Consider the following 26,059-nt stretch of genomic DNA (forward strand, 5'->3'; position numbering starts at 1 on the left):
AAAATTAGCAGTTAAAATTTACAGTTGCCGTATATTTATACTTTGATAATAATTTTTTATGCCAACTGATTGTATTCCTTTTAGAGAAACCAACTATTTCTCTGATTTTATCTGTAATTACCTTGATGAAAAACTTGAATTAAGGCCGCTTTACAATCGATTTCCGACATTAGAAAATTTCAAAGCACAGATAGAAGAAAAAGAACGAAATTATAACCATGCTTACCGTAAAACCCTTGTAGATGTTATTATGAAGCATTATGGAGATCTGTCACTTTCTGCGGCAACTTTAACCAATGTGGATTTACTGAGACACGATAATACCTTTACGATTACAACGGGTCACCAACTCAATTTATTTACAGGTCCATTATACTTTCTCTACAAAATAATTTCAACCATAAACCTTACAAAACAACTCAAAGAGGAATACCCAAAATATAATTTTGTACCTATATATTGGATGGCTTCAGAGGATCATGATTTTGATGAAATCAACTACTTTAATTTTAAGGGGAAGAAGGTTCAATGGAATTCCAATCAAACTGGAGCAGTTGGTCACTTTGAAACAAAGGGGTTGCATGAAGTCTTTGATGTAATTTCCGCCGAGTTCGGACCAGGGAAAAACGCAGAACAATTAAAAGAATGGTTTAAGCAAGCTTATCTAAACCATACTAATTTAGCTGATGCCACACGCTATTTGGCAAATGCATTATTTGGAAAACAAGGCTTAGTGATATTAGATGCAGATGATAAGGATTTGAAGCGTTTGTTCATTCCACAGATGAAAAAGGAATTAGTTAAACAGACCGCTTTTAAAACGGTTTCTGAAACAAATAAAACACTTGAGGATTTAGGGCTTACCATTCAGGTTAATCCGCGAGAAATCAACTTATTTTATATCCATGAAGGTTTGCGAGAGCGTATTGTTGAGGTAGATGGAACCTATTCAGTTTTAGAAACTGACATCACTTGGAGTAAGGACGAATTGTTAAAACATCTTGAAGAATATCCTGAGCGATTTTCGCCTAACGTCATTATGCGACCACTATATCAAGAAGTGATTTTACCAAACCTATGTTATATCGGTGGAGGTGGAGAGATGATTTACTGGTTACAGTTAAAATCTAATTTTGAAGCTCAAGGTGTAACTTTCCCAATGCTGTTGCTTCGTAATTCGGCTTTGGTAAAAACAACAAAGCAGGCCGAAAAACTAAAAAAGCTCAATATTTCTGATAAGGATTTGTTTTTGGAAAGAAGCTCTTTTATCAACAAAAAAGTGAGGAAAATTTCTAATGTAGATATTGATTTTTCTGAACAGATCAAACATTTAGAACAACAGTTTAAAGATTTACATCAACTTGCAGAACAAACCGATAAATCGTTTCTAGGGGCTGTAAATGCACAGGAAGTGAAACAAATAAAAGGATTGAAGCATCTTGAAAAACGTTTGCTCAAAGCTCAAAAGCGCAAGCTAAAAGATCAGATTGAACGTTGTACAGATTTGCAGGAACAACTCTTCCCAAATCAAAGCCTGCAAGAACGTAACACCAATTTTTCGGAATTATACTTAGAGTATGGTGAGGATTTAATTCCTAAGCTGATGGAATCCTTAGAGCCGTTAAAAGGTGAATTTGTGATAATAACTATTTAATATTACAAGGTTAAAATCAATTCCTGTAAAGAATCTTCAGTAGAAAGATCTAGTTTTTTTCGTAATCGGTAACGTGCTTTCTTTACTCCTTCAACAGAGATATTAAGAATATTGGCGATTTCCTTACTCGATAGGTTCATTTTTAATAAGGACATTAAACGCAAATCGTTATTGCTAACGTTGGGATAGTTGCCCATCACTTTAGAGTTAAAGCCTTTGTGTACATCCTCAAAATAGTTTCTAAATTGATCCCAAGTACCATCGTTATTAATGTCTAGGTTGATGGTATTGATGACTTCTTGATACCTTCTGGAGTTGGCACCTTCTGCTTTTAATTCTTTGATCTGCGATTTTAAATCTTGTAGCACTTCATTCTTATGAGCCAAATGCAAGGCATGTGTTGTAAGTTGCTTTTCTTTAAACTCTAAATCTTTATCTAACTTTTCCCGCTCAATTTTATTTCGTTTCATTTTTTGGCGCAAGGCATAGACTATGGCTGCAGCCAAGGCCAAAGCACCAATTAACGAAATGATGAGAAACAATTTCTGATTTTCTGCACGTTGCTTTCGTTCTTCTAGTAGCTTAATTTCATTTTGTTTGATGATGAGTTCTTTTTCTTTCTTTTCGGTTTGGTATTGCACTTCGAGCTCATTCATTTTTTTAATGTTCTCCTCACCTAAAATTTCATCATGTAGCTCGTGATAGTCTGTATGGAACTCATAGGCTTTTTTATAACGACCCAATCCTGCGTAGGCTTTAGACATTTCCAGAAGGTCACCAATCATTTTTTTGCGTGTTCCGGTGTCTTCAGAAATTTGTAATGCATCTTTCATGAACCTTAGCGCTTTTCTGTGCTCTCCTTTTTTGTTATAGAGTTCACCTAGATGCCTAAGATTGAGCCCGATTAAAGAGGTTTCACCATATCGCTTGCTGATTTCTAGGGATTTGTTGTAATAGTCTTCAGCAAGATCTAGGCTATCTTGTTGAGCGAGAATCCAACCAACATTGTCATAGATTCCAGCCAAATCGTTATTGTAGCTTTTTTCAAAATAATAGGGTTCAACTTCCAATAAAAGTGCTTTGGATTCTTCATATTCTTTTTGTCCTTTTAAGTTTAATGCCATATTAACCTTAATACTAGCTAAGTCATCCCTAGAATCTAGTTTTTCATAAATGGTTTTCGCTTTATTGTAATATTGATTTGAGATCTCATAGTTTTCAATATCACCTTGAATGTTTCCAATGTTCCAATAACTCGCTGCAATACTTTCTTCGGTATCTCCAATTTCCTCTTTTAACTTTAGACTTTCCATGTGGGTTTCTAAACATTCGTTATAGCGCCCTAAGCTTCTTAGGGAATTGGCCTTATTGTTCATAGCAGCGCATACTTGCGTCATATCTCCAAGTTCTTTGTACATCTCAATAACTTCATCATAGATAGGAATTGATTTTTCGTATTGAGAAGTCATGTTGTGATATACACCTAAATAGTTGGTGGTCCTAGCAATGAATTCTTTATTTCCCAATCGCTTGGCTAAAACCAATGTGCTATCTAAATAGGGTTTTGAAGCTAAGGGATCTACAAAGAGGTGTTCTGCCCACAAGGTAGCGTAGGTTATAATTTGGGTGGTGTCCGTTTGTTTTGATGCTGCTTGCAACAAACTGTCAACCTTTTTTTGATCTTGAGCGTGACCGATAAGACTACTTAGTCCGAAAACAAAAATGAGTAGAGGTAGCATTTTGTCCACCTTAGCGTGGACATCTGAAATTGTTCTAGAAAAAGGGACATTATTTGACATGGTTGAGATATTCATAGTTTCTAGTTATTAGATGGTCTTGGATAATGTTGTGTATTAATTGAATTTAAAATACTTATAATCAATTAGTTGTAATATTTAAAATAAGTATTGTCCACCTATTATAAATATCATTAAAAATTTAAAATCTCCTTTTTTTTAGGGGTAGACAAAAGGTGGACAGCAGCATTTTTGCGGAAAATGAGGCTTTATTTTATCTAACTTGCTTAAAACAAAACTGGCCTTATAGTGAAAAAGTATGTAATTCTATTATGCATTTTATGTATTGGTAATTGGTGTTTTAGCCAACAACTTTACTTTGAATTTGGTACAACCATTTCATCCTTTGATTATGAAAATTCAGAAGGAAGACCATTGGATAATCTAATGTCTAAATCAAGAACCTATTATGGCTTAGGTTATAGGCAAAATATAAATGATGCCAAGACATTGTTTTTGTCACTAGGAGTGTCTTACAATAATTACGGAGCAATAGGAAGTGAAAGTAGTGTTGACAACTACTTTGAGTGGGATATAAGTTATTTGGGAGCAAAGGCAGGTTTGGGTATAAAGTTATTTCAGCTTAGAGATCTTACGTTCTTGGCAAATGCATCTGTGGCTTCAGAGTTTTTAATACGAGGAAACCAGACCATAAACAATGATGTTTATAACCTTGTAGGAGAAGAAGAGTTTAATAATAATATACTGTTCTTCAGAGGTGGAGTAGAGATGCAATATCCGGTTTCTAGCAGTACAGCAATTTTTGTGGGTTACACTTATGGTAAGTCAGTATTAATTAATAGTGCGGAAAATGCTGAAAAACTAAATCTAAATGCACATCAATTTGGTTTGGGTTTTATCATCAACCTGCCAAAATGTTACTGTAGTTTTTAGATATGGAGAAATACAGTAGACAAAAGGTGGACATTGCACCAATCCTTAGTGTTTACAGGGATTTAATTATAAATTTAGATTGAATATAGAATATGAAAACAATACATAAAAATAATATGAAAGCATTTCTATCAATTTTAGTACTGTTTTGTTTTGCTCAGCACTTACAGGCACAAAGCAATTCTGGCTATCGGATTATAAGATCTAATTTAGGAAGTAGTGGCTCGGCACAAACGGTCGAAACTTCCAATGGTAGCTATAAAATAAGCCAAAGTATTGGGCAGTCTAGTGTTATAGGTACACACTATAATAGTGGATACTATTTAAGACAAGGCTACCAACAACCTATGCATGCCATAAAAAGAATTAGAGACCTAGACATAGAGTTACGTGCTAAGGTATATCCCAATCCGTTTAGTCAAACCTTATTTGTGACATTTAGTGATGTAATGCGCAGTGACATTTCTATCAAAATTTTTAATATAGAAGAAAGAGAGATTCACACTCAAGTGTTTTTACCATCGCAACGATTAGAACTTCAGTTGCAAGATTTCTCTAGTGGTACTTATCTCTTAAAAGTGACCTCTGGTAGAAAACGATTCAACACAAAACTTATAAAGATTTAAAAAAACAATATAAAACCACCTAGTTATGAAAAAAATATTAACACTGACATTCTTTATGTGCTCTATGTTTTATGCCATGGCACAAACAGACGGAATTACCTACCAAGCAGTGATTATAGGTCCTGATGATTTGGAATTACCGGGAGTAGATTCTGAAGGTAATTATTTGCCAAATACAACGATTGCTGTAAGATTTACAATTTATGACAGCACTAATCAAATAGAATTTCAGGAAGTGCAAATCACTGAAACAGATGGTTTTGGTAGAATAAATCTATTGATTGGTGAAGCTGAGCATGACTATTTCAAAGAGATGAATTGGGATGGAACACCAAAGGATTTAAAAGTTGAAATAGATTTTGAAGCTGGTAGCAATTTTGAGGAAATGAGTAGAGAGCGACTCACCTTTTTACCCTACGCCTATCATAGGAATATTACGGCAACAGGAACACTTACAGTAGATGATAAAACCTTTTTAAATGGCGAATTAGAAGTTGAAGGGCCAACAAATTTATTTAGCTCTTTAACAGTTCACAATAATAATCCAACATTACTTACAGGCGACTTAAGTGTTGATGGTATTGCCAATTTAAATAACGCATTAAATGTTATTAATGGAAGCCCTACAAATTTATCAGGTGATTTAAGTGTTGACGGAAATAGTAATTTAGACGGTACACTAGATGTAATAGGATTAACCACTTTAAATGAATTAACGGTTAATGGAACGGCTGGTTTTGGAGAATTAACAGCAGAAAGAATTGATGTTACTCAGGGGCCAAACAATATATTGGGTACTACAGTTATCGATGGTCTAGGAGCTCAAATCAGAATAACCTCAGATATGCCTTATCTTGAAGAGCAATATGCTGATATTAACAATCATCCTCTTTTAATAGATGGAGGTTATAATGGTATGGCGATTAGGGTAGAAGAGAGTAGGGATAATGAGACCAACTTTATAACATTTTATGACGATCAAAGATCTTTACCTTGGGGACGTATTGAAGGAGAAACAACAGAGGAGTTTCCAAATAATGCCGACTGGGAATTTGATCAGGCCTCACTTGATTATGATGTCTTCGATGCTTACGCAGATTATGCATTTTCGTTAATAGACGGAGCTATTGCTGCAGGCGCACTTGGTGCTGCGTTAGCAGATGTTAGACCATGTGCAGGTTTAGGGGCTTGTATTGTAAGTCCTGGTCCAGCAATGATTGCAGCAGCTGTAGCGCAAGTAGCTATAGAAATTGGTAAAATTACTACATCGATAATAGCAATTAGTAAGTCAGAAACAGCTAGAGATACATACAATTTTAATAAGGAGAATTTAAAAGGAGTAACTTATGCTTCTGGAGCTGGAGATTACGCTGAATACCTATTAAGAGCCGATTTAAATGAAAAAATGACTTATGGCGATGTTGTTGGTGTTATTGGTGGTAAGATTTCAAAAAACACTCAAGATGCCGAAAATATAATGGTTGTTTCTTACCAGCCAATTGTTTTAGGAAATATGCCTGAGGTGAGTAAGGAAGACAACTATGAAAAAGTTGCTTTTATGGGGCAAGTTCCTGTAAAAGTTTTTGGTATGGTAAATATTGGTGATTACATTATACCTAGCGGTAAAAATGATGGAATTGGAGTTGCTGTACCAAAGACTAGTATAAAACTAGAGGATGTAAAAAATATTGTAGGAGTTGCTTGGTCTAAAAGTGATAATATTTCTGGTTTTAACATGGTTAATGTAGCGGTAGGTTTAAATACTAATGATAATAGTCCAATCGTTAGCGATTTAAAAAATCGAGTTGATAAGCAAACTTTGGAAATTAATAGCCTAAAGGAATTAATGATGGAATTAATGACAAAAGTTAACAATATGGAAAAAGGAGTTTCATCAAACGTAAGTCTAGCTAATGAAGATGAAGATTTATATAGCCCAAGAGATTATGAAATTGTTGACAATGGACATGGAGAAACCATATACTTTAAGTTAACACGAGAAGATGTTATTGAAGGTATTGCCTTAGCGGAGAAGCAAATGAAAGATAGTGGTGTTAATTTAGAGGAGAATGAGTTTTGGACTAAAATGAATAGTGATGTAGCATTTAAGGAAAAGTTTATTGATGAACTGTTAGTAAAGTTCGATAGAGTAATGCACTACCATAAAGAGATTGATAAGAAGCCAAGACATTAAGATATAGTAACTTATTAATATTATAAAGATGAAGAACTATATTTTATGGCCTTTTATACTAACCTTGTTTTGTAGCAATATTTTATTGTCACAGACTACGGCAATACCTGATTTCGTTTTTGAGGATTACCTAGAAACACATAATGAAGATGGTGAAATAGTAAGTGTTGGTGACTCAGCAAGCTTAGGTGATGGTATTGCCAATAATGGTTTAGTATTTACTGATAGGATAGATGCTATTGTTTCATTAAACATTGACGGAATAGGAGTTTCAGACCTTGCTGGTATCGAAGATTTTCTTGCGCTCGAAACTTTAATCTGCAGTAATAATGATTTAGCGGCGGTTGATATTTCTAATAACACCAGTTTGGTTTCATTTTTATGTGGCTCTAATTTTCTGTCTAATATAGATGTAAGTAATAATTTAAACCTAGAATCATTAAATTGTTCTGATAATCAGATTGAGAGTCTAGATGTATCCAACAATTCTGCGCTAAAAAGCCTTACAGCTTCGAATAATCAGCTTCAGAATATTGATGTTTCTAATAATATTGAACTTACGATACTTAGTGTTTCCAATAATAGAATTGTTGGTGAATTAGTAGTGAGTAACAATGCTAATTTAGAAGGTTTGTTCTGTTCATCTAATCAAATTTCGGTATTAAACCTCACAACTAATACACTTCTAAGAAACCTTGATGTTTCAGATAATGGTTTAACAAGCCTAGACTTAAGCACCATCAATTCTGTGGTTTGTCCTGACCCTCAAACGGACCCAGTTACAGTTTGTCAGGGTACTTCAACAATAAACGTGTCGCGAAATCAGCTAACATCTTTAATTGTTGCAAATGACTTCAATAACTTAATTTCAATTTTTGATGCTTCAGAAAATCCAGATTTATTCTGTATTCAAATCGATAGCGGATTCACACCAAACAGTTGGATTAAAGATGATTGGGCATATTACAGTGATACCACTTGTGTAGATATCTATACCTATGTGCCAGATGATAATTTTGAACAAGCACTGATCAATTTAGGTTACGATGACATTTTAGATAACTTAGTATTGACAGCAAACATTGATACTATATTAGATTTAAACATTTCTAATGCATCTATTTCTAACTTAATTGGGATTGAAGATTTTACCGCATTAGAAGTTTTAGATGTCAGCAATAACAATTTAGCAAGTGCTGACTTATCAAGCAATTTAGTATTACAAGAATTATATGCCACAAATAACAATCTAACAGGTCTAGATTTAAACTCTAATACAGCTCTTGTTACCGTTGATTGTTCTGGTAATAATCTAGATGATTTAGATGTAAGTGCAAATTCAAATTTAACTACATTGAATTGTTCTAATAATACATTAATTAGCCTAGATGTAAGCAATAATCTTATGTTGACAGATCTAGACTGTTCAATGAATCAAATAGAATTTTTAGATATTACTAACAACTCAGTATTGACTGGTTTAGCTTGTAATAACAACAATCTGTTTGCCCTAAACCTTAATAATGGAAACAATACAGCTATTACAGCCTTTGATGCCACAAACAACGCAAATTTGTTCTGTATTGAAGTAGATGATGTTGCCTTTGCTAATGGAGCTGCAGGTTGGCAAAAGGATGCCATAGCAAGCTATGATCTAAATTGCGGAACCTATATACCAGACGATAATTTTGAACAGGCACTCATTGACCAAGGCATCGATTCTGATGGCACACTGAATAATTTTGTACCAACAGCTGATATAAATACTTTGATTGCCTTAGATGTTTCAAGTCTTGATATAGCGGATTTAACCGGAATTCAAGATTTTGTGGCTTTACAAGATTTGAATGTGTCCAACAACATGCTCATAAGTTTAGATCTAGGCAATAACACTGCGCTCGAAATATTGGACTGTTCAATCAATCAAATTGAAAGTTTAGATTTAACAGCAAACGCATCACTAACCTCAGTACTTTGTAATTATAACGCACTTCAAACTTTAAATATTGAAAACGGAAACAACGCATCGCTTACGGTTTTTAATACAACAGATAATCCAAATCTTTTCTGTATCAATGTAGATGATGCTATAGTAGGTACCATTCCTGGAAGCTGGCAAAAAGATACATTTACCGCTTATAATGGTGATTGTGCTAACAATCGATTTACTGCAATTCCTGATGCAATTTTTGAACAAGCACTTATTGATTTGGGATATGATGATATTATAGATGCTCAGGTATTGACGGCGAATATTGAACATGTTCAAAATTTAAATGTGAGCGACCAAAGTATTTCTGACCTCACTGGTATAAGAGATTTTAAATCCTTAATTGAAATAGATTGTAGCGGCAATTTTTTAGAAGCACTAGATGTCAGTGATATGATTTATTTAGAGCGCCTAAATTGTAGTTCTAATTATTTGCTCACCAACGATATTAATAATACCAATGGCTTGCTCAATACCACAGGAACAATTTCATTAACTGAATTATACTGTGCAGGAAATAATTTAGCGGATCTAGATACCTCTTTAAATACCAATTTAGAGGTATTAGATTGTGCTGATAACAATTTAGATGTTCTAAACGTTTCAGGTAACACAATGCTAAAAGAATTGAACTGCTCTAATAACAATTTAACGGCTCTTAATGTTAGTAATAATGCTGTTTTAGAAGGCCTAAATTGCAATAGTAACGCGCTCAACAACTTAACCACTTCTACAGTAAGTAACAATACCTTAGTTAGTCTGAGTTGTGTCAGTAATAATTTGCCTAGTTTATTAGTTAATAATTATGTTGCGTTAACAACATTAAATTGTGGTTCAAATGAACTGACACAGCTTAATATTACTAATAATTCAGCATTAGAACTTTTATCTATAACCAACAATCAAATTTCAACGATTAATCTTACCAACAACGTGAGTTTAGTTGAGGCACAATTATCTCAGAATAGTTTAACGGAACTTGATGTAAATGCTAATGCTCAGCTAGAATATTTAAGCTGTAGTTTTAATGAATTAACAGAATTAAATTTAGCTGCAAATACTGTTCTTCAGTCATTGTCTTGCGCAAGTAATCAATTAACAAATTTAGATTTAAGCAGCAGTATCAATTTAATAGAAGCCAATTTCAATAGCAATTCAATAGCAAACCTAACTTTATCAACCAACTTAAGTCTATTGAAAAAGTTAGATGCCAGTAATAACCTTATTGAAGGCGATATTGATTTAACGACTATGGCAATTTCTGCTTGTGTATATGACGTCAATCAAACAGAATTTTGTCCAGAGTCAATAACCATAAATCTATCTAATAACTTGTTTGATTTTGTCAATATCCAAAACGGAATCAATTCAGATATAGCAAACTTTAATGTATCAAGCAATCCTAATTTGGAATGTGTACAAGTTGATGATGTAGATAATGTTCCTGTAAATTGGATTAAGGATGAAACTACAGCGTATAACATAGATTGCAATTTTGGTGAAACTTATGTGCCTGACGATAATTTTGAGCAAGCTTTGATTAATTTAGGTTACGATTCCGGTCCACTTAACGATTATGTATTAACCGTTAATATTGAAGCATTAACGGATTTAGATATTAGCGGAAACAATATTGCCAATTTAACAGGAATCGAGGATTTTTTAGCTTTAGAGAATTTAAACTGTTCAAATAATACAATTACTGAACTAGATTTAAGCTCCAATATCAATTTGTTAAACATAGATTGTTCTGGTAACCAACTTACGGGTTTAGATGTCACTAGTAATATCTCATTAACGACAATTAATTGCTCAGCCAATGTAATAAGTACGATAGATTTGAGTAATAATATAAATCTATCAGTTTTAGATATTTCAAATAACACATTCACGTCTTTTCTACCAAGTGATGTGCTGTCCTTACAAGTTTTTAATTGCGAGAATAATGAGATTGTTGAGTTAGATTTTCAACAAAATCAAAGTTTAACAAGCATTAGTTGCCAATCTAATTTTTTAGACACACTGAATATTAGAAATGGACAAAACGCAATTCTTACAGATTTAAATGCACAAATCAATCCAGATTTAACCTGTGTTGAAACAGATACTGGAGCAGTGCCGTCTGGTGCCACATGGTTAGTAGATGCCACAGCGCAGTTTGCTATAGAATGCTTTTTTGGCGAAACCTATGTGCCAGATGACAATTTTGAGCAAGCTTTAATTGATTTCGGTTATGATTCTGGCCCTTTAGATGACTACGTGTTTACTGAAAATATTGAAGATATAGGTTTTTTGGATGTGAGTGGAAGAGACATAACTGATTTAACAGGGATAGAGGGCTTTATTAGCTTAACAAACTTAAATTTTGAAGATAACAATGTAGCGGTATTAGACATAAGCACTAATGTTTTATTAACCAATTTAGACGCTTCAAATAATATATTTTCGGATTTAAATGTATCTAACCAGCCAGATTTAATAGACCTAGATGTATCTGGTAATAACTTAACGGAATTGAATTTAGATAACAACTTAAATCTTGTAGATATTAATGTATCAAGTAATATGCTAACAAGTTTAAACGTAGGTCTGTTTTCAAATTTAGAGGAACTTAATTGCGCATCTAATCAATTAAGTAGTATAGATGTTAGCCAAAACCCTAATTTAACGTTGTTGTTTTGCCAATCTAATATCTTAATTGGTGACCAACTCAATCTTCAGAATGGAAATAATGAAAATTTAGAGTTATTTAATGCAACTAATAATCCAGATTTAGGCTGCATTTTAGTCGATGACCCAGTTGCCGTAATCAATAATACAGATGGGCTTTATGATAATTGGTTTAAAGACGAAACTTCGAGCTATCAGGCGATATGCGAGGACGCAGATAATGATGGCGTACCAAATGTAGATGACTTATGTCCTGGCACTGAGTTTGGTGCAACAGTAGATTTATTTGGTTGTGCCGTTATAGACTTACCAATAGATAACTTTACCATATCAATTACAGGAGAAACCTGTTTAAACAGTAATAATGGTAAGATAAGTATTGAAGCCCTAGAGGTTTACACATACACCGCTACACTTGTTGGAGAGGGTTTTAATGAATCTTATAACTTTTTTGATGATGTGGATATTTTTAACCTATTGGCAGGAACCTATGAAATCTGCATTACAATTGCAGAATGGCCAGATTATGAGAGTTGTTATACTATTGTAATTACAGAGCCTAATCCGCTCGAGGTCTTTGCTAGCAGAATGGCATCAGGAGATAAAGTCGCTTTAGATATGTATGGCAATACAAGTTTTAATGTAGAATTTAACGGTGAAATATTTACAACTCATAATGCAAACTTAGAATTGCAATTACAACAAGGAGAAAATATTTTAAAAGTAACCACTGATTTAGAATGTCAAGGCAGTTTTGAAAAACGCATTTTCTTTGGAAATCACTTCTTGGTTTATCCTAATCCCTTTGAGAATCAGTTTTATGTCTTCAATGGTTTAGAAAATGATGACATCTCAGTTGAGATCTATTCCACCTTTGGACAGCTCGTTTTAAGTAAAAATTTAAAGAACAATGGAACTGAAATGAAAGTGGATACAAACCAACTAACATCAGGACTATACGTGGTAAAAGTTAAGTCTAAATCGAATACATCATCCTGTAAAATTATAAAAAAATGAAGAATTTAATAGTCATACTTTGTTTGTCAGTAGTTTTATTTAGCTGCAAAGACACCACAGATGATGGACCAGTAATTCCTGATGGACAGGATACTCCAACAGGTGTTATGTTGGTTTTTCCTCATGAAGATTCTTTATGTAACGAAGGCGAAAACCCAACACCTACCCAAAGCACGGTTTTCTTTGAGTGGATGCCAAATAACAATGCAGAAAACTACACACTTCATATCGAAAATTTATCAACCGGTACTATGTCGCAATACGAAACGGTAGATTTTATTTATCCTGTAACCATTCAGCGACCAGAATCGTTCAGGTGGCATGTAACCTATGAGTATCAAGGTGAGACAAAAGAAAGTGCACTGTGGAACTTCTATAACGCTGGTCCTGGTGTACAGACTTATGCGCCTTTTCCAGCAGAGTTAATCTCACCAAGTATGGCGCAAAATATCGCATCGACTAATACGGTAACTCTTCAGTGGAGCGGGAGCGATGTGGACGATGATATTGCGAGCTACGATGTGCACTTCGGAACTGAAAATCCGCCTGGTTTAAACACAAGTGATATTTCAGCTGAACAGCTAACAGTTGCTGTTGCTCCTGGGAATATTTACTATTGGAGCATAGTCACTAAAGACGCAGAAGGTAACTCATCAAACTCTGGAGTGTATCAGTTTAGGGTTTTAGACTAACCTTTTCCTTTTCAATTGTTAAAAAAATATCCAAAAAAACCCTAGACCTTAAATCCTGAATCTGAAAGCAATTGTTATTTTTGCACATGCAACATAACAAAGTCCTAATTTTAGATTTCGGTTCGCAATACACGCAGTTAATAGCACGACGTGTAAGAGAGTTAAACATCTATTGCGAAATCCATCCATTCAATAAAATTCCAGCAGATTCCGACAGTTTTAAAGCGGTTATTTTATCTGGTAGTCCAAATTCCGTTAGAGGAGAAGACGTACTTCATCCAGACCTTTCAGAAATCCGTGGTAAAAAACCATTATTAGCGGTTTGCTACGGAGCGCAATATCTGGCACATTTTTCTGGTGGAGAAGTAGCGGAATCCAATACACGAGAATACGGAAGAGCAAATTTAGGATTTGTTAAACCCGATGAAGATTTCCTTGAGAATATTCACGAAGGCAGCCAAGTTTGGATGAGTCATAGCGATACCATTAAAAAGTTACCGACTGGAGGTGTTTTGTTGGCAAGCACCAATGATGTTGAAAACGCAGCCTATAAAATTGAAGGGGAAGCAACTTATGGTATTCAGTTTCACCCAGAAGTATATCATACAACGGATGGTCATCAACTTTTACAAAACTTCTTGGTTAAAATAGCAAAGGTTGAACAAGACTGGACACCAAATGCCTTTGTTGAAGAAACCGTTGAAGAATTAAAAAATAAGCTTGGTAATGATAAGGTTGTTCTGGGTTTATCTGGTGGAGTGGATTCGTCTGTAGCCGCAATGCTACTGCACAAAGCAATAGGAAAAAACCTCTATTGCATCTTTGTAAATAACGGTTTATTACGAAAAAATGAGTTCGAAGATGTACTGCATCAATACGAAGGCATGGGATTAAACGTTAAAGGTGTAGATGCTTCGGCACGCTTTTTGGATGCCTTAGCAGGAAAGAGCGACCCAGAGGAGAAAAGAAAAACCATTGGTCGTGTGTTCATTGAGGTGTTTGATGACGAAGCTCATGAAATTAAAGATGTGAAGTGGCTAGCTCAGGGAACTATTTATCCAGATGTGATCGAAAGTGTTTCAGCAACAGGTGGACCAAGTGCAACGATAAAAAGTCATCACAATGTTGGTGGTTTACCAGACTTTATGAAGCTGAAAGTTGTAGAGCCATTAAAGGCATTGTTTAAAGATGAGGTAAGGCGTGTTGGGAGGTCCATGAATATGGATAAACAGTTGTTAGGGAGACATCCATTTCCTGGTCCAGGTTTGGCCATTAGGATTCTTGGAGATCTAACACCAGAAAAAGTGCGTATATTACAAGAGGTGGACTTTATTTTTATTAATAACCTACGTTCTTGGAATCTGTATGATAAAGTATGGCAGGCTGGCGCAATGTTGTTACCTGTAAATAGTGTCGGTGTAATGGGTGATGAGCGTACGTACGAAAAATGTGTAGCACTTAGAGCTGTAGAGAGTACGGATGGTATGACGGCAGATTGGGTGAATTTACCTTATGAGTTTTTGCAAAAGACCTCAAATGAAATTATAAATAAAGTGAAGGGTGTTAATAGAGTTGTTTACGATATCAGTTCTAAGCCACCAGCAACTATAGAATGGGAATAACAGGTGACCTTTTGGTCTTATTTGTTTCTTAAGTTTAGATAAGCTAAAATAAAGTACATGAAGAATTTTTTAACCATAATATTATTTGCTTTTGCAATGAGTATTAATGCTCAAAATTATATTGAGCACAAAGTAAAAGCTGATGAGACAATAGAGAGCATAGCAAAGAAGTATATGGTAACACCTTTTGATATCTATGCGCTCAATCCTGATGCAAAATCAAAATTTAAGCCCAATACAATTTTAATTATTCCGAATTCTAAAGTCAAAAATGATGAAATTGAAGAGGAAAGTAAAGAGCTTATCGGTTACAAGACCCACAAAGTAAAGCGCAAGGAAACTTTATACGGAATCTCAAAAAAGTACAGTGTTACAGAGGAAGAAATTAAAAAAGCAAACCGTCAATTATATTCAGAAAACCTTAAAAAAGGTGATCGAATCAGAATACCAAAGTTCAAGACGTTTGTTTCTAAACAAAGCTATAAGAATACTATAAGGAAATATAAAGTTCAACCCAAGGAGGGAAAATGGCGAGTTGCTTACAAGTTTGGTATTACCGTAGCTGAACTCGAAGCATTAAACCCTAACATGAAGCCTATTCTACAACCAGGTGATGAGCTTAATGTGCCAAATATTGAAGATAAGGAAGAAAAGGCAATTGAAACTCAGTACAACTATTACGAAGTATTACCAAAAGAAGGCTTTTACAGAATAAAAGTAAAAACAGGCTTAACGCAAGAAGAACTGGAAAACTTAAATCCAGAATTAAAAGAAGGAGGTTTAAAAGAAGGAATGGTATTAAAGATACCAGATTCAATTAATACTACTGCTAACCTCTCTGATATAGAAATTACAAAATTAGGATCTAATCTAAAGAATTTTAGAACTAAGAAATTAGCGTTAATGTTGCCATATCGCTTAAATAGAATAGATACAGATTCTGTCGAAGAAGCAAAATCCATGATAAAAAACAATAAGCTTTTGTCTATAGTATTAGATTTTCATATTGGAGTTAGAATGGCATTGGATTCAGCAAAGCAATTGGGAGTTTCAACAGATCTAAAGGTGTTGGATACACGTTATCAACCGTCAACTACAAGTAAATTATTAGCTGACAATGATTTTTCAGACTATGATGCTGTTATAGGTCCAATGGAAGAAAAAAGTTTCGATAGAGTGGCAACAGCTTTAAGACGAGATAGAGTTCCTGTGATTGCAGCTTTAAATAAACCCAAAGAGGTTTATGCTAATGTGTTTCAAACCATTCCAGATGACAAATTGCTAGAAAAGGCAATGATTGATTTTGTGAAAAAAGATAGCCTGAAGACTAAAGTTGTTGTCATAGCTGATCAGTCTCATCGCTCAGAGAGTGAAATGATAAAGAAAGAATTCCCTAGTGCTAGTCTTATCTATTCCCAAAAAAATAAGAAAACCGGTGAAGATGCTCATTTTATTTATCCAGTTCAATTAGAAAACGTTTTTCCCCTCGGTAAAACCATAGTGTTTTTAGAAACTGATAATGATGCCTTTGCGTCTAGTGTTATTAGCATGCTTAATGGCTTAATGGTGGATAATACAGAAATTGTTTTGGTGACTTTAAATAAGAGTAAAGCCTTTGAAGGAAAGGATATCGATAATAACAATTTATCTAATCTCAAATTTCATTATCCATCCGTCAATAAGGATTTTGATGAGATGAACTCCAACGGTTTTGTTGAAGCTTATAGAAAAGAATATGGAGTATCACCTAGCAAATATGTTGCTCGAGGCTTCGATATAACCTTAGATGTTTTATTACGCTTAGCAACAGAGGATAACTTATATGAAGCGTCTAGCGATGTAATAGAAACCGAATACATTGAGAATAAGTTTAGGTACAATAAATCTTTATTTGGCGGTTATACAAACGAAGCGGTTTACATCGTTAAATTTGACGATCTAAGAATTGTAGAAGCCAATTAATATGACGTCTAAAGTAACTTATCTCGGCAACCTCAGAACGGAAAGCGTCCATATAAAATCCAATAATGCTTTTTTAACGGATGCACCAATAGACAATAATGGAAAGGGAGAAGCGTTTTCTCCTACAGATACTGTTGCTACAGGATTGGCAAGTTGTATGTTAACGGTTATGGGAATTAAAGCTCGGGACATGGATATTGATATGTCTGGTACAACAGCTGAGGTGACTAAAACTATGGCTAGCGACCCAAGACGCATCTCTAAGATAAAAGTTGTTCTTAATTTTCCTTTTGAGGCTGATAAGAAGACTAGAGTCATTTTAGAACGTACCGCAAATACATGCCCTGTGCATTACAGTTTGCATCCAGATATCGAAAAGAATGTGACGTTTAATTGGCAATAAATGCAATTTAAATATTTTATAATAGGACTTCTTTTTTTGTTTGTTGGAACAACTTCCAACGACGAAACCATGATCTGGAATGAGGCACGCAAACTCTCATGGGCAGATTTTAAAGCAAATCCTGATCCAGCTTCAGATGCTGTAGCACTCACTGCTTCTGGTATTACGTTTGGGTATTCCGTAAAAACATCCAATCGTAGAATTGTAGATTTTTCAACGACGGTAGAAGCCCATTTTTATCCCGCAAAATCTTGGTATATAAAAGAAAAAGGGGATGATCATGTCTTAGGCCATGAGCAATTACATTTTGATATCACAGAGCTCTACGTACGCAAATTCAGAAAGCAATTAGACCGTTTGGTAGTGAACCAAAATATTAAGAAACAGATGGAGCAAATACATGTGGCAATTAATAAGGCATTGGAAGAATCCCAAAAAACATACGATGCACAAACCAATCACTCCATAAATGTTGAAGCACAAAAATATTGGGAAACGTTTATTGCTGAAGAACTCAAAAAATTAGATAAATACAAGTCGCAATAAGTTGTGAGTCAATTTTGTCATTCCTGCGTTGGTCACTGAGCGAAGTCGAAGTGAGGCAGGAATCTATTTAAAAATTAGGAATTAATTAATGCAACCAGACAAAAAAGCTCTCATAGAACTAGCGCATTACAAAATGCCCTTTGGTAAATACAAAGGCCAATACTTGGTTGACATCCCAGAATATTACTACACTTGGTTTAAACAAAAAGGCTTTCCGGAAGGAAAATTGGGAAGAATGATGACCCAAATGTATGATATTAAAATCAACGGCCTTGAAGAATTGATTTATACGATTAAGCGGGAGTTTAGGAAGTGAGTTTTGAGTTTTGTTGGCCGAAAAAAAAGTCACAAAGTCAAGAACTCAAACTCGCAATACATTTCTCTCTAATTTCCCATATCTCTTCAAAACTAAAAGGAATAATGTTGTTTCTTATCCAATCCTGTAAATAGCTTTTATGGAAATCGACCTTAAACTCAGCAACTTGTTGCGGTTCAATTATTTTTTCCAGTAAGATATCATCTTTAATCCTATTAAAGTCAGAAGTAGGAGAGGTGTAGTCAATTCGCTCACCATTTATTTTTAAATAACAATGTGCTTCTGGTATATAATCTAACTGATAATCAGATAAGGCTTTCCCAATTTTAGATGTATTAGTACTGTTCATTTTATACATGCCAAGTATGAGCTCCACATTTGGAATTTGGTTTAAATCGGCAACATGTTTCAAAAAGGCATGTTTAGAACTGCATGTTCCTTTTTTTTCCTTCCAGACTAAGCTTAAATCAGTTCGATTAGAATTTCTATTATAAGGCAGAGCTTTAACAAGCGAAACTAAATCTAACCAATTGTCAATGTCTTCGGACTTTATAAGCTGTGTTAATGTATCGTAAGATCCTAAAGTTTGGTTAGGTAACATGTTCTAAAAGTAACATATAAACAAAGCATAAACAAATACAGAATAAGTCATTAAATTTCGTAAATTTGCCTGCGTTTAACAACGCAATATGACCACAGACCCTAAGTATATTTTTGTAACAGGCGGAGTGTCTTCCTCTCTCGGAAAAGGCATCATAGCAGCATCTTTAGCTAAACTCCTACAAGCACAAGGTTACAGAACGACCATTCAAAAATTAGACCCTTACATTAACATTGACCCAGGAACATTAAACCCATACGAGCATGGCGAATGCTATGTGACGGACGATGGTGCAGAAACCGACTTGGATTTAGGACATTACGAGCGGTTTTTAAACGTACCAACATCACAGGCAAATAATGTTACTACTGGTAGAATTTACCAAAGTGTAATTGACAAAGAGAGACGTGGTGAGTTCTTGGGAAAAACAGTACAGGTGATTCCTCATATTACGGATGAGATTAAAGACAGAATTCAAATTCTTGGGAATTCTGGTGATTACGATATAATATTAACTGAGATTGGTGGAACCGTTGGTGACATTGAATCCTTACCATACATAGAAGCTGTACGTCAGTTACAATGGGATTTGGGAGAGCACAATGCCTTGGTGATTCACTTAACTTTGATTCCATTTTTGTCTGCTGCTGGTGAGTTAAAAACAAAACCAACACAGCATAGTGTAAAGACATTAATGGAAAGTGGAGTACACGCCGATATTTTAGTGTGTAGAACAGAGCATGAACTGCATGAGGGCTTAAAAGAAAAATTGGCTCGTTTCTGTAATGTAAAGAAAGAAGCTGTTATCCAATCTATTGATGCATCAACAATTTACGATGTACCTAACCTGATGTTAGAAGAAGGCTTGGATAAAGTGGTATTGGAAAAACTAAACCTTAAAAGTGATGTGCCAGATCTAAACCGCTGGAACGAATTTTTAAAGCGTCATAAAAGCCCTAAGAGCGAAGTCACTATTGGGTTGATAGGTAAGTATGTAGAACTTCAAGACTCTTATAAATCTATATTAGAGGCCTTTATTCATGCAGGTGCAGAAAATGAAGTGAGAGTTAATGTAGAATCTATTCATTCAGAATATCTCAATGAAGACAACATAGACTTTAAACTGAACCATTTAGATGGAGTATTGGTCGCACCTGGTTTTGGTGAACGTGGTGTCGAAGGAAAAATAGAAGCTATTCGCTATGTGCGCGAAAACAATATTCCGTTTTTAGGTATTTGCTTAGGTATGCAGATGGCAGTGATAGAGTATGCCAGAAATGTGTTGAACTTAAGTGATGCAAATTCCATTGAGATGGATGAGGATACAGAACATCCTGTTATCAACTTAATGGAATCTCAAAAAAATGTAGTAAACAAAGGAGGAACTATGCGTTTAGGTGCGTGGGATTGCAACATTATAGAAGATAGTATCGCTTACAAAGTTTATGGTGAAAAAAATATAGAAGAACGTCATAGACATCGATTTGAATTTAACGATGACTATAAAACACAAGTTGAAGCTGCAGGTATGAAGGCTACGGGATTAAACCCTGAAACCGGACTGGTAGAAATTATAGAAATTCCAAAACATAGCTGGTTTGTTGGCGTACAATACCATCCGGAGTATAAGAGTACAGTTGCCAATCCACATCCTTTATTCGTGGCTTTTGTCGCTGCCGCTTTAAAGTATAAGAAGAAAAAATAATGAATCAATGTGCCACTTTGGCGTAAAATGATTTTTTGGATAGCTTTTTGGGATAAGCAAATCACTTATCTTAAATTTCACACTGAGCGCAGTCGAAGTGCTTTTTGAGACTTTTGATAAGTACCAAAACTTACTAAATTAGATTACCGTTTACACGGCAAATACATATGGAAGAAAAGAAACTAGACATCAACTCAATTATTGGATTTATTCTAATATTCGGAATCTTGGTGTACATGATGTACCAAAGTTCACCTTCACCAGAGGAAGTTGAAGCACAGAAACAAGTAGAACAAGAACAGGTTGAAACTGAGAAAAAAGAGAGCAAACAAAATGAAGCAGTTGTAACTACTGCTGCAGATTATACCAACACACAAGCCTTAGACTCTACTCAGCAAGCTGCACTTCAAAGCAAAGTAGGCTCTTTTGCCTATGCCTTAGGTTTACAGGGCGAAGAACAAACTACAGTAACTACAGACGTTTTTGAATTAAAGTTCAATAGAAAAGGTGGTCATTTAGCTCAAGTGAAGCTACGTAATTTTGTAGATTACGATTCAGTGCCAATTTATCTCGTTAAAGACGAAAACAGCGCTTTTAATATCACTTTCGGGACTTCAGACAACAGAACACTCAATACACAGGACTTCCCATTTCAGCCTAGCGTAAGTAAGAGTGGTGAGAATACAGTGGTTTCTATGAAACTTAAGGTCTCTGAAACCGCATTTTTGGAATATAGATACGAGTTGAAGCCTAATGATTATATGATTGATTTTTCAATCAGGTCACAAGGCTTAAGTGGTGTATTTAACACATCGCAACCGATTACTCTAGATTGGAAGCAGAAAGGTATTCGTCATGCCAAGAGTATAAGCTACGAAAATCGTTACACACGTTTAACCTATATGTATGATGGTAGGGTTGACAAGTTATCTCAAATGGGTGACGATGACGAAATTGCTGAAGATGTAGAATGGCTATCGTATAGACAACACTTTTTCAGCTCAATTCTGGTGTCGGATGACAGCCCTTTCAAAAAGGTAGAAATGACTTCTGCTGATCTTGTAGAAGATGAAGACGTAGATTCTTTATATACAAAACTCTACACGTCTAAAATGCCTTTGGCATATAGTGGAGGGGAGATCAATAAAAATCTTGGTTTATATTATGGCCCTACAGATGCAAAGACGCTAAAGGCCTATGATAAAGATTTAGAAGAGAGTATCCCATTTGGTTGGGGAATTTTTGGCTGGATCAATAAAGCCATATTCATTCCATTGTTCGGTTGGTTGAGTGGTATGCTGCCTTACGGTATTGCTATAATTGTGATGACTATCTTGGTTAAAATAATGTTGTCCTTTGTACAGTATAAGCAATTCTTGTCTCAAGCGAAGATGAAAATCTTAAAACCAGAACTCGATGCCATCAGAAAGAAGCATAAGGATAACAAGATGAAGGCGCAACAAGAAACTATGGCTTTACAGAGTAAAGCAGGAGCTAGTCCGTTAAGCGGTTGTTTACCTGGTCTAATGCAGATTCCAGTGTTTTACGCCTTGTTTATGTTCTTCCCAACGGCTTTTGATTTAAGACAGAAAAGTTTCCTTTGGGTAGATGATTTAAGTTCATATGATTCTATTGCGGATTTACCATTTAATATTCCATTTTATGGAGATCACGTGGCATTATTTCCAATTTTGGCTGCAATTGCAATCTTCTTTTACATGAAGATGACCACAGGCCAGCAAATGGCACAACAACCTACACAAGAAGGGATGCCAGATATGGGTAAAATGATGAAGTATATGATTTACTTCTCACCAATTCTTATGTTGGTATTCTTTAACAATTATGCTTCAGGATTGAGTTTGTATTACTTTATATCTAACTTAATTAGTATCGGAATTATGTTGGTAATTAAGAATTATATCATTGATGAAGAGAAGGTGTTAGCAAAGATCGAGACGCAAAAGAAGAAGCCTAAGAAACAAAACAAGTTTCAGAGAAAAATGGCTGAAATGATGGAGCAAGCAGAGCAACAAAAGCAAGCACAGCAGAAAAGAAAAAAGAAATAATTGTTATAACAATATTAATAGGAAAACCCAGACTTTTGTCTGGGTTTTCTACTACTAACTAAATCAATCAATATAAAATCGGGTAATCAGCCTCGACTTTTCTTTTATTTAACTTTGTGGTGGTAATAAAACAGTGTCTATTACGTGTACCACACCATTAATGCCTTGTATATTTACCAAGGTTGTAACGATATTGCTTACACGACTATTAGGGTCTGTTAAAGTGAAATTATTGGTATCGGCAGAAATATTGCCTCCGAGTGTTGTTACGGTACCTGTAGCTAATTCATCAGATTGTACGTTGGCATTGTTTACAATATGGTAAGTTAATACAGCATCAACCGTTGCAGTATCCAAGTCGCTTAGGGCGTTAATGTTTAGTTCTGATAATAGAGAAACAAAGGCATCATTGCTTGGTGCAAAAACAGTAAATGGGCCTGCCTCAGCATTTGAAACCGTACTGATATAAGGTACAGTTGGGCTGCCTGTATCAGCATAAGCCAAAGCATCTACTAATATAGATAGCGCATCGTTTGATGTCGTAAAAGTTGCAATGGTTGGTAAGTTAATAACAGTATCAACAATATGCACTATACCATTGGTTGCGGTATTATCCGCACTTGTAACATTAGACATGCCATTAAGCTCTACACCGTTTGAAGTCGTAAAATAAAGACTAAGATTTTCACCATTTGGTCCAGTCGCTGCTGTATTGGTGTAACCAGAACCTGTGGCTACTAAGTCGCTAGAAGAAAGATTGACACCAACAATAACATGATTAAGAAGTATGTTTCTTACCAAAGCTTCTTCTTCTGTAGACAAGTTGTTTAAATCTAATCCTGTAGCATTCAGTAAATCAGTAAAAGCTGCATTACTAGGTGCAAAAACAGTAAAAGGTCCTGTACCTTGCAAAGTGCTAACCAATCCTGTTGCTTCTAAAGCTGCAGCTAGGGAAGTAAGATTATTTTCCAGAGCAACATCCACAACTGTAGTGGTCTGTACACCTGGTCCGTTGTTGTCATCATCATCGCTACAGGCAGTAATGCCTAAGACCATAATAAATACTGCAATTAATTTGAGAGTTTTCGAAATAATTTTCATTTTTTTGAGTTTTAAAATTTGTTCAACATTGCTCAAACATTTAAGTTTGTTTAACAATATTACAAAATGATTAAACAAAAAATAAAACTCGTATTTTTTTTAACACTAATTTTAACACTAGGTTATGCTCAAGAACCCGTAAATCAGTTCGATAAAGACGGTAAACGTCACGGTTTGTGGACAAAAAACTATCATAAGACTGACCAGAAGCGCTACGAAGGGCAGTTTGTTCACGGCAAAGAAGTCGATACTTTTAAATATTATACGTTATCTAGCGGAAAAAGTGTGTTGAGTGCTACTAAGGTGTTTAGATTAAAGGATAGTTTGGCAGATGTAAAATTCTATACATCAAAGAGAAATGTGATAAGCGAAGGAAAGATGAACGGTAAGCGTTACATAGGTCAATGGATATTCTATCACAAAAACTCTACAGCCAAAATGATTGTAGAAAACTATAATGATGATGGTAATCTCGAAGGAGATAGAACTGTATTTTATAAGAATGAATTGGTTGCCGAAGAAGCACATTATAAAGACGGAAAACTTCACGGAGAGTCTAAATGGTTTTCAGAAAATAATATTTTATTGCGCCACTCTATGTATAAGGATGGAAGCTTACACGGAAAAACGATTAACTACGATTCTGACGGAAATATAACCTCAGAAGGTGACTATACAGAAGATAGAAAATCGGGTATCTGGAAATATTACGAATCCGGAAAACTCAAAAAAGAAATTGATCACACCAATCAGGTTGTTATTAAGAAATATTGATAGCTAAATGCTATGGATAGCATAATTATTAGAAATGGCAATCGATATAGATTGCCTTTTTTATTTGTAATTTTGCCGAGGTTTTTCAGACAAAAAGTAATCTATTCGAGTTCCCTTCCAGGGAAGGGCTAGGGATGGGTTTTAATAAAAAAATTAAAAAAGGAGATTCCTGCCTTCGCAGGAAATAAACATGAAACGTGTCATAGTAGGACTTTCTGGTGGAGTGGATTCGAGCGTTGCAGCCTATCTTTTAAAGGAGCAAGGCTATGAGGTTATAGGTCTGTTTATGAAAAACTGGCACGACGATTCCGTAACCATTTCAGACGAATGTCCTTGGTTAGAAGATAGTAATGATGCTATGTTGGTCGCCGATAAATTGGGAATTCCGTTTCAAACTGTAGATTTAAGTGTGCAGTATAAAGAACGTATCGTGGATTATATGTTTAACGAATATGAAAAAGGACGTACACCAAACCCAGACGTATTATGTAATCGTGAAATAAAATTCGATGTCTTTATGGATATCGCTATGGAGCTTGGTGCAGACTATGTCGCTACAGGTCACTATTGCAGAAAAGCAACAATCGAAAAAGATAGCAAGGAAATTCATCAGCTTTTAGCGGGAGTTGACAATAATAAAGATCAGTCGTATTTTTTATGTCAACTATCACAAGAGCAATTGGCAAAAGCCTTATTTCCTATTGGAGAATTAACCAAACCAGAGGTAAGGGAAATTGCTAAAGCGCAAAATTTAACTACTGCCGAAAAGAAAGATTCACAAGGGCTTTGCTTTATTGGTAAGGTACGTTTACCAGATTTTTTACAACAACAACTAAAGCCTAAAGAAGGAGTTATTGTTGAAGTTGAGGATTCTTTTGAAACTTATAATCAAACAGTTCCTGAGTTCAATTCCAAAGAAAATGAATTAGCGTTTCTTGCCAAAAAACCAGAATATTCTATTTCAGACGGAAAGGTTGTGGGTAAGCACCAAGGTGCACATTATTTTACCAAAGGACAACGAAAAGGTTTAGCAGTTGGTGGTACAAAAGAACCATTGTTTGTTATTGAAACTGACGTTGAGGACAATGTGATTTATACAGGTCAAGGTAAAAATCATCCTGGTTTGCTGCGAAATGTATTATTTGTCACAAACGACGAATTGCATTGGATTCGTGAAGACTTGGCTTTGTCTGAAGGTGAAACCATGGACGTTATGGCCAGAATTCGTTATCGTCAACCTCTTGAAAAAGCAACACTTCACAAAGTTGCTTCAGGATTGTACGTGGAATTTGAAAATAACCAATCAGCTATTACGGAAGGACAGTTCGTTGCATGGTATGATAATGAAGAGCTATTGGGTTCTGGAGTGATTTCCTAATGTCATTCCTGCGTAGGCAAGGAATCTTTAAATGATTTATAGAATTCAT

Annotated in this window: 18 protein-coding genes; 15 read left to right on the plus strand and 3 right to left on the minus strand. The window is 35.0% G+C overall.

All coding sequences use genetic code 11. The annotated features are described in order from the left end of the window. Positions 1-58: 58 nt before the first annotated feature. Positions 59-1,654 (plus strand): bacillithiol biosynthesis cysteine-adding enzyme BshC, encoded by a 1,596-nt coding sequence (gene bshC / locus F1003_RS10350; RefSeq protein ID WP_155089351.1) that lies wholly within the window; start codon positions 59-61, stop codon positions 1,652-1,654. A gap of 2 nt (positions 1,655-1,656) precedes the next feature. Here bshC and F1003_RS10355 read toward each other — a convergent pair whose 3' ends face one another. Further along, positions 1,657-3,468: a tetratricopeptide repeat protein gene (locus F1003_RS10355; protein WP_155089352.1), complete on the minus strand. Its 1,812-nt coding sequence runs from the start codon at positions 3,466-3,468 to the stop codon at positions 1,657-1,659. A gap of 231 nt (positions 3,469-3,699) precedes the next feature. Between F1003_RS10355 and F1003_RS10360 the strand changes: the two genes are divergently transcribed. From F1003_RS10360 to F1003_RS10405, 10 genes are all read left to right on the plus strand, one after another. Next, a complete protein-coding gene (locus F1003_RS10360) occupies positions 3,700-4,344 on the plus strand; it encodes an outer membrane beta-barrel protein (RefSeq protein WP_155089353.1) in 645 nt (214 codons plus the stop codon). A gap of 116 nt (positions 4,345-4,460) precedes the next feature. Further along, positions 4,461-4,970: a T9SS type A sorting domain-containing protein gene (locus F1003_RS10365; protein WP_162306958.1), complete on the plus strand. Its 510-nt coding sequence runs from the start codon at positions 4,461-4,463 to the stop codon at positions 4,968-4,970. A 25-nt stretch (positions 4,971-4,995) separates the two neighbouring features. Further along, a complete protein-coding gene (locus F1003_RS10370) occupies positions 4,996-7,164 on the plus strand; it encodes a hypothetical protein (RefSeq protein WP_155089355.1) in 2,169 nt (722 codons plus the stop codon). 28 nt (positions 7,165-7,192) lie between these two features. Next, entirely contained in the window at positions 7,193-12,841 is a 5,649-nt protein-coding gene (locus F1003_RS10375) for a T9SS type A sorting domain-containing protein (protein ID WP_155089356.1), read from the plus strand. Next, positions 12,838-13,533 (plus strand): hypothetical protein, encoded by a 696-nt coding sequence (locus tag F1003_RS10380; protein ID WP_155089357.1) that lies wholly within the window; start codon positions 12,838-12,840, stop codon positions 13,531-13,533. Before F1003_RS10375 ends, F1003_RS10380 begins: the two co-directional genes overlap by 4 nt. An 86-nt stretch (positions 13,534-13,619) precedes the next feature. Then, the gene (gene guaA / locus F1003_RS10385; protein ID WP_155089358.1) at positions 13,620-15,155 is read left to right on the plus strand and encodes a glutamine-hydrolyzing GMP synthase; all 1,536 of its coding nucleotides are present in this window, start codon (positions 13,620-13,622) and stop codon (positions 15,153-15,155) included. Positions 15,156-15,212: 57 nt separating this feature from the next. Further along, a complete protein-coding gene (locus F1003_RS10390) occupies positions 15,213-17,117 on the plus strand; it encodes a LysM peptidoglycan-binding domain-containing protein (RefSeq protein WP_155089359.1) in 1,905 nt (634 codons plus the stop codon). 1 nt (position 17,118) lies between these two features. Further along, positions 17,119-17,520 (plus strand): OsmC family protein, encoded by a 402-nt coding sequence (locus tag F1003_RS10395; protein WP_155089360.1) that lies wholly within the window; start codon positions 17,119-17,121, stop codon positions 17,518-17,520. Next, the gene (locus tag F1003_RS10400; protein ID WP_155089361.1) at positions 17,521-18,066 is read left to right on the plus strand and encodes a DUF922 domain-containing protein; all 546 of its coding nucleotides are present in this window, start codon (positions 17,521-17,523) and stop codon (positions 18,064-18,066) included. An 88-nt stretch (positions 18,067-18,154) separates the two neighbouring features. After that, complete coding sequence (locus tag F1003_RS10405) at positions 18,155-18,382, plus strand: DUF3820 family protein (RefSeq protein WP_155089362.1); 228 nt, start codon at positions 18,155-18,157, stop codon at positions 18,380-18,382. Positions 18,383-18,419: 37 nt separating this feature from the next. On the opposite strand, the gene F1003_RS10410 is transcribed toward F1003_RS10405, so the two are convergent. Further along, positions 18,420-18,983 (minus strand): hypothetical protein, encoded by a 564-nt coding sequence (locus F1003_RS10410; protein WP_235898312.1) that lies wholly within the window; start codon positions 18,981-18,983, stop codon positions 18,420-18,422. Positions 18,984-19,071: 88 nt separating this feature from the next. Here F1003_RS10410 and pyrG point away from each other — a divergent pair, with 88 nt between their 5' ends. After that, complete coding sequence (gene pyrG, locus F1003_RS10415) at positions 19,072-20,688, plus strand: CTP synthase (RefSeq protein WP_155089363.1); 1,617 nt, start codon at positions 19,072-19,074, stop codon at positions 20,686-20,688. Between the two features lie 167 nt (positions 20,689-20,855). Continuing rightward, entirely contained in the window at positions 20,856-22,757 is a 1,902-nt protein-coding gene (yidC, locus tag F1003_RS10420; protein ID WP_155089364.1) for a membrane protein insertase YidC, read from the plus strand. A gap of 108 nt (positions 22,758-22,865) precedes the next feature. On the opposite strand, the gene F1003_RS10425 is transcribed toward yidC, so the two are convergent. After that, positions 22,866-23,858 carry a fasciclin domain-containing protein gene (locus tag F1003_RS10425; protein ID WP_155089365.1) on the minus strand — a complete coding sequence of 331 codons (993 nt, stop codon included), beginning with the start codon at positions 23,856-23,858 and terminating at the stop codon, positions 22,866-22,868. 66 nt (positions 23,859-23,924) lie between these two features. Between F1003_RS10425 and F1003_RS10430 the strand changes: the two genes are divergently transcribed. Both F1003_RS10430 and mnmA read left to right on the plus strand, forming a co-directional pair. Then, positions 23,925-24,632 (plus strand): toxin-antitoxin system YwqK family antitoxin, encoded by a 708-nt coding sequence (locus F1003_RS10430; protein WP_155089366.1) that lies wholly within the window; start codon positions 23,925-23,927, stop codon positions 24,630-24,632. 190 nt (positions 24,633-24,822) lie between these two features. After that, a complete protein-coding gene (mnmA, locus tag F1003_RS10435) occupies positions 24,823-26,010 on the plus strand; it encodes a tRNA 2-thiouridine(34) synthase MnmA (protein WP_155089367.1) in 1,188 nt (395 codons plus the stop codon). Positions 26,011-26,059 lie beyond the last annotated feature (49 nt).

This window comes from Winogradskyella ouciana, assembly GCF_009709615.1.
In the GTDB taxonomy this organism is placed as follows: domain Bacteria; phylum Bacteroidota; class Bacteroidia; order Flavobacteriales; family Flavobacteriaceae; genus Winogradskyella; species Winogradskyella ouciana.